General features: G+C 72.7%; 4 protein-coding genes. All 4 read left to right on the forward strand.

Features of this window, described 5'->3' with window-relative positions; genetic code table 11:
* Positions 1–126: 126 nt before the first annotated feature.
* Positions 127–504 (forward strand): YraN family protein, encoded by a 378-nt coding sequence (locus tag ACWDN5_RS46475; RefSeq protein WP_449680764.1) that lies wholly within the window; start codon positions 127–129, stop codon positions 502–504.
* Positions 504–2015, forward strand: coding sequence for a YifB family Mg chelatase-like AAA ATPase (locus ACWDN5_RS46480; protein ID WP_449680765.1), 1512 nt, complete (start codon positions 504–506; stop codon positions 2013–2015). Before ACWDN5_RS46475 ends, ACWDN5_RS46480 begins: the two co-directional genes overlap by 1 nt.
* A gap of 338 nt (positions 2016–2353) precedes the next feature.
* The gene (locus ACWDN5_RS46485) at positions 2354–2689 is read left to right on the forward strand and encodes a hypothetical protein (RefSeq protein ID WP_449680766.1); all 336 of its coding nucleotides are present in this window, start codon (positions 2354–2356) and stop codon (positions 2687–2689) included.
* Positions 2686–3413, forward strand: a 728-nt coding sequence (locus ACWDN5_RS46490; RefSeq protein ID WP_449680767.1) for a DNA-processing protein DprA, incomplete at its 3' end; no start/stop codon positions are given. The genes ACWDN5_RS46485 and ACWDN5_RS46490, both read left to right, overlap by 4 nt.

Consider the following 3413-nt stretch of genomic DNA (forward strand, 5'->3'; position numbering starts at 1 on the left):
GTTGTCCACAGCTGCCCGATCCGGGTCTGGTGAGCCCCGGCCACCCGCTGGCATCGTCGAAGACACGCACCGTGATCACCGGGACCGCCCCGGTGACGGCTGCGCACCGACGAGGGGGCGAACACGATGACGGGCACCGACGAGCTCGCGAGACACCGCCGCGACCTGGGCGCCTGGGGCGAGGACATCGCCCTCGGCTACCTCCGGGAACGCGGCCTCGTCCTGCTGGCTCGCAACTGGCGCTGCCGCGAAGGCGAGCTGGACCTCGTCTTCACCGACCGCACCCGCGTCATCGTGTGCGAGGTGAAAACCCGCTCCGGCACCGAATTCGGCCTGCCGACGGAGACGGTCACGGAGGAGAAGGCAGGCCGCGTCCGCCGGGCGGCCCAACGCTGGCTCCGCGAGTTCCGCCTCGGCTGGTGCCCCGTCCGCTACGACGTGATCACCGTCCTGGCGGAGCCGGGCACCCGCCCGCGGCTGCAGCACATCGAGGCGGCGTTCTGATGCCCATCGCCAAGGCGTGGTCGGCCGGTCTTGTCGGGATCAACGGCCGGGTGATCGAAATCGAAGCCGACCTCGGCGGCGGGCTGAGCCGGATCACGCTCGTCGGCCTGCCCGACGCGGGGCTGCGCGAGGCGAAGGACCGCGTCCGGTCCGCCGTCCGCAATTCCGGGCAGCCCTGGCCCGACGGCAAGGTCACGCTCGGCCTGTCCCCGGCGAACCTGCCCAAGATGGGGTCGGCCTTCGACCTCGGCATCGCGGCAGCCGTGCTCGCGGCGTCCGGTGCGGTCCCGGCCACCCGGCTGCTCGGCACGGTCCTGCTCGGCGAACTGGCCCTGGACGGCCGCATCCGCGCGGTCCGTGGCATCCTCCCGGGCCTCCTGGCGGCCCGGGAGGCCGGATACGGGCGAGCCGTGGTGCCGACGGACTCCCTCGTCGAGGCGGCGCTCGTGGACGGCATGGACGTCGCGGGCGCGCCCCATCTGCGGGACTTCGTGGCCTGGCTGAAGCGCGAAGCCGAGCTGGCCCACCCGGAGCCGCCCGGGCCGGTGACTCCGCCGGAAGTGCCGGACCTCGCGGACGTCGTCGGCCAGCCGGAGGCCCGCTGGGCACTGGAGGTCGCCGCGGCGGGCGGGCACCACCTTCTCCTGACCGGGCCGCCGGGCGTGGGCAAAACGATGCTGGCGAAGCGCCTGCCGGGCCTCCTCCCGCACCTGACACCGGAGGAGTCGTTGGAGGTCACCGCGGTCCACTCGGTCGACGGCTCGCTGTCGAAGTCCTCGCCGTTGGTCACGGTTCCGCCGTTCGTCGCCCCACACTATTCGATCTCGGTGCCGGCCCTGATCGGCGGCGGCAGCGGAGTCGCCTGCCCGGGTGCGATCAGCCGGGCCCATCGCGGCGTCCTGTTCCTGGACGAGGTCTGCGAGTTCGGCGGCCAGTGCCTCGAATCGCTCCGGACGGTCCTCGAAGAAGGCGAGGTGCGCATTTCCCGCGTCAAGGGCTCGGTCACCTACCCCGCGCGGTTCCAGCTGGTCCTCGCGACCAACCCGTGTGCGTGCGCGCCGCCGAAGGACGCAGACTGCGTCTGCTCGCCGAACGCCCGCCGCCGCTACCTCGCCAAGCTTTCCGGCCCGCTCCTCGACCGCGTCGACCTGAGGGTCAGGCTGCGCCCCCTGAGCGCGATCAGCGCGCACGACGCCAGCGCGGCAGAGCCATCGGAAGCCGTGCGCGAACGCGTTCTCGCGGCCCGCGAGCGAGCAGCCCAACGCTGGAGCGAACACGGCTGGCTGTCGAACTCGGAGGTACCGGGACCGGCGCTGCGCCGCGAGTTCGCCCTGCCGCCGAACGCCACGGCGGTCCTGGACCGAGCCATGGATCGAGGAGCCCTGAGCGGCCGCGGAGCCGACCGTTGCTTGCGAATCGCCTGGACCCTGGCCGACCTGGACGGCGAACCCCGCCCGGGCGCCGAACAGGTCGGAGCGGCCCTGGCCTTCCGAGAGCGGGTGGCGGCATGAGCGGGGCTTACCTGCTGCAGGCGGCCAAGCCACCGGTACCTGCCATCCTGGCCGCGCACGTGCTCTCGGCTTTCCGAGAGCAGTGGCCACCAGCGCCCGGTGGCGCCACCGCTCACCACGAGCCGACACGGATATCGCCTGCGGGCAAGCGAGTGCCCGAGCCACCAGCGCTCACCGTGGCCGCCTTCGCCAGGGGGCGCGTCCTCGTGGCTTGCCGGGATCGAGCGGTCGAGCGTCTGACAGCCGCCCTCGCCGCGGCTTGTCCGCTGTCACCTTTCCCTCCAGGGGGAGGCCTGGGCGCCGACGAGCTGCGGTGGGCGCGGGCGTACCTGCCGCCCGTGGCCCGGCCACTGGCCCCTGCCGTGGTCGCCCTTGCCGCCGCCGGCTTGCTGTCGGCTTTTTCAACGGCCGAAAGCAAGCGGGCCGATGAGTCGCGCCGGGCGCGGGCGTACCTGCGGCTGATGCTCGAGCCACCGTCGACCGCCGTGGCTGCCCTCGTTGCTCGGCATGAGCTGGTTATTTCCCGGAACCAGACAGTCAAGCCGCTGGCGGTGCCCGGGTCGGCTTTCGTCGTTGAGCGCGGGCTGGTCGCCTTTCAGGCGGTCGAGTCCGGCAATGCGTTCAGCGAAGGTCGCGTGCCGATGCCGGCAGTTCGAGAGCGGGTGGCGGCATGAGCGCCGACGAGTTGCGGCAGGCCCGCGCCTACCTGCTGCGGGTGGCCGAGCCACCGGCGCCCGCCGTCGTCGCCTTCGTTGGCGCGCACGGGCCGATAGCGGCAGCCGCGCGTATCCGGCGTGGCGACTGCCCGGACGAAGTGCTCAAGGTGACCGAGGCACGAAGCGGCTACGACCTCGTCAGCCAGGACTTCGCCCGAGCCGCCGAGGCCGGCGCTCGCCTGGTCGTGCCCGAGGACGACGAATGGCCCGCCTGGCCGCTGCACGCCATCGATGTCGCGGCTCAGTGTGGCGTCGCCGAAGCCGTGCAGCCACTGGCCCTGTGGGTTGTCGGCGACGTTGCGCTCGGCACCGCCGCCGATCGGGCCGTGGCCATTGTCGGTGCTCGCGCCGCGACCGACTACGGCGAACACCACGCCGCCGAGTTCGCGTACGGGCTGGCCGGCCGGAACGTGCCCGTGTTCTCCGGGGCCGCCTACGGCATCGACGGGGCAGCGCACCGCGGTGCGCTCGCCGCCGAAGGCATCACCGCGGCCGTGCTGGGATGCGCCGTCGACGCCGGCTATCCGGCCGGGCACGTCGGGATGCTGAAACGGGTCGTCCGCTCCGGTGGCGCGGTGATCAGCGAATACCCGCCCGGCACTCCGCCGGCGCGGCACCGCTCTGTTGACTGCACCAAGTCTGAGACCGGAATGATCTTCGGTCGTGAGCGAGAGGCTTGGTG

This window comes from Amycolatopsis sp. NPDC003731, assembly GCF_053586895.1.